Raw genomic sequence first — 2,485 nt, forward strand, 5'->3', positions numbered from 1 at the left:
ATGTCATCGCACAAAACCTCGCCTCGCACGACGCCACGCAGGTCGTCTTGAATTCGTTGACGTTCGCTATCCATGCGGCGTGCTTCGAGTGGGATGGCCGATGTTCGTCAAGTTCGCAAACCAAGAGAATGAGGACTGGGACCGGATCAGCAGATGAGGGAACGCGTGAAGCGAATCTGCCCGCTCCCTAAACTTCGCGGTTGATCAGCCCCAACACTTCGGCTCGCGATTTCGGGTCGTCCCGGAACGCGCCGCGCATCGCACTGGTCAAACACAGACTGCCCGGCTTCCGCACTCCCCGCATTGTCATGCAGCTATGAGTGGCTTCGCAAACCACCGCGACTCCGGTCGCAGACAAACGCTCTTCGACAAGATCGGCGATCGTTTGCGTCATTCGCTCTTGGACCTGCGGTCGCCGAGCCACCTCTTCGACCACACGAGCCAGCTTGCTCAACCCCACCACTTTCCCGCTGGGCAGGTACGCAATGTGGGCGCGGCCAGTGAATGGCAACAAGTGATGTTCGCACATGCTGCAGAAGCTGATGTCACGAACGAGCACAATCTCGTCATATTCCTCGGTGAAAACCTTGGCGAGATGGCGTCCTGGATCGGATTTCAGCCCCGCAAACATCTCCGCGTACATACGAGCCACTCGAGCGGGGGTCTCTAGCAATCCCTCGCGGTCGGGATCTTCGCCCACGGCATCCAAGATGATACGAACCGCTTGCTCAATCCGCGGCAGATCGACGTGATCGCGTGAAGGGGCATTTCGATCGGGAAAAAGCGGTGGCTCGGGGCTAACGCTGGCCGCATTACAGTTCGCACCACTGTCGTTTTGAAGGAACGGCAGGTTGCAGGAGGGCTCTTTATACGAACGGGGATCCACGTTTTGCATTTCCCAGGAAGGCTGAGTAAAAAGTCGGCGAGATGCTGCACTCGCACGTCCATTGTATCTTAGCAGAGTGTTGCTTCGGCGCTGAGGACGCCACCCCCGATGGCCGCGACGAGACAGCTGAGGTGGTTGCCCGCTTTGGCCAGCGAGGTGATGCCGCACCAAACCAGCGGCCTCCGAAGGAGGGGGGAGCGAGAGCATCGACTTTACAGCCTAACCGCCCCGGGGCAGTTGTTTTTGCAACTCTTTGCGGAACGCATCGCGGATCTGATACAGCGGCAATGTGGGACCGATCGCTTCACGCCGAATGACATGCGACATCGGCAAGTTTTCTTTCACACGGCCGACTTCGATGGGGGTGACTTTGCTCATCCGCTCGACACCGAAGGTATCGCACAGAATGGCATGAAAATCGACAAGCTGCTGTTTCGCCGCTTGCTGGCCGACATCACGCGTGTTGGCACCGCCAGCCCACAGCGCCGCCATGGCGGCCATCCCGAAGGCTGCGAACAGTTCCGGGATCGAGGCGGCGGCGATCACCGTGGTACCAAAATCGACCGGAATCATCAGCACGCCCCCGAAAGCCGCCAACAAAGTCGCCAGCGGCGTCAGCCCGGCGACCAACTTTTTACGCACCGGTACATCGCTCCACATTTGGCGGACCGCTTCGTCGAGTCGTCGTGGGTCGAGCTGCGTAAAGTCATCACGTTCGAATCGCAGAATCGCCGCCTCGGACGCTTCGGTTAATCTCGACATGCTGGGGTCGACCTCTTCGCCAAACCAGTGCGGCAGAGCGGCTGAACCACCATGTCGATCAATCGCTGCGTTGAGTCGCTCGGGCGTCATCAGGCTGCCGTATTCGCCACGGCGAAACTTGTCTTTGATTTCGCTAGCTGTTTTCTCGGCCATCGCCGTGGGAGTAAAGCGACGCACCATTTCGCCAGCACCATCGACAAAACGACGCAATTTAGCATTCATGCGAACGCCCCAGCGGGCGTACCAAGGCGCCGTGACGGCGAACGATTCCGATAGCTGATGGATGATCCGTTTGGATTGATGCAGCCGCAATTCGACCACTTCACCGCCCACTTGCCGATGAGCAAAAAATTCGAGCGACGCTTGCAACAAGCAATCCTGGGCCCTCTGCGTTGCCTTTCGCGAGTGATCCGCATCCTGGTCCACCCGACTAACCGCGCGATCCCAAATCATTGATCGCAGCGTGGATTGCAACGCGATCCGAAACTTCTCGAACAATTTCGCGCGATCGAGCCGCTTCGGCAGCGCGGCGAGCAAGCGGTCCTCTGAAATGGCGGCGGGCGGATTGTCGTCTGGGTTTTCCGAAACGGAAAAGAAAACCGGAAACAAATCTTCGTCGTCGCCGATCGCTGCCGATCCACTGGCAGCCGGAATATAGGGCCGACTGGCGGGCACGTCAAAATCGTACGCCGCATAGACCGTTTCGATGCCGTGCGTTTTCGCCAACGGCGTGAACGTTTCAAACACTTGATCCGGAGTCTGGCGAGGACGGACTTTATTGACCGCCAGCATCCGCGGGACTCCGGGCATCAAATCGGCGGCGATTCGCAACAGATC

The 2,485-nt window shown here is 58.7% G+C and carries 3 protein-coding genes; 1 reads left to right on the top strand and 2 read right to left on the bottom strand.

Annotated elements, in window-relative coordinates; translation table 11 throughout:
- Window positions 1-191: hypothetical protein (locus ABX962_RS34685; protein WP_372726231.1), on the top strand; the 191-nt coding region annotated here is incomplete at its 5' end.
- Here ABX962_RS34685 and folE read toward each other — a convergent pair.
- Both folE and ABX962_RS34695 read right to left on the bottom strand, forming a co-directional pair.
- Complete coding sequence (folE, locus tag ABX962_RS34690; RefSeq protein ID WP_339942927.1) at window positions 188-895, bottom strand: GTP cyclohydrolase I FolE; 708 nt, start codon at window positions 893-895, stop codon at window positions 188-190. The two genes, ABX962_RS34685 and folE, sit on opposite strands and share 4 nt — an antisense overlap.
- Window positions 896-1,105: 210 nt before the next feature.
- On the bottom strand, window positions 1,106-2,485 hold a 1,380-nt coding region (locus tag ABX962_RS34695; RefSeq protein ID WP_372726232.1), incomplete at its 5' end, for a hypothetical protein.

It is taken from the genome of Novipirellula sp. (assembly GCF_041583735.1).
Lineage (GTDB): Bacteria > Planctomycetota > Planctomycetia > Pirellulales > Pirellulaceae > Novipirellula.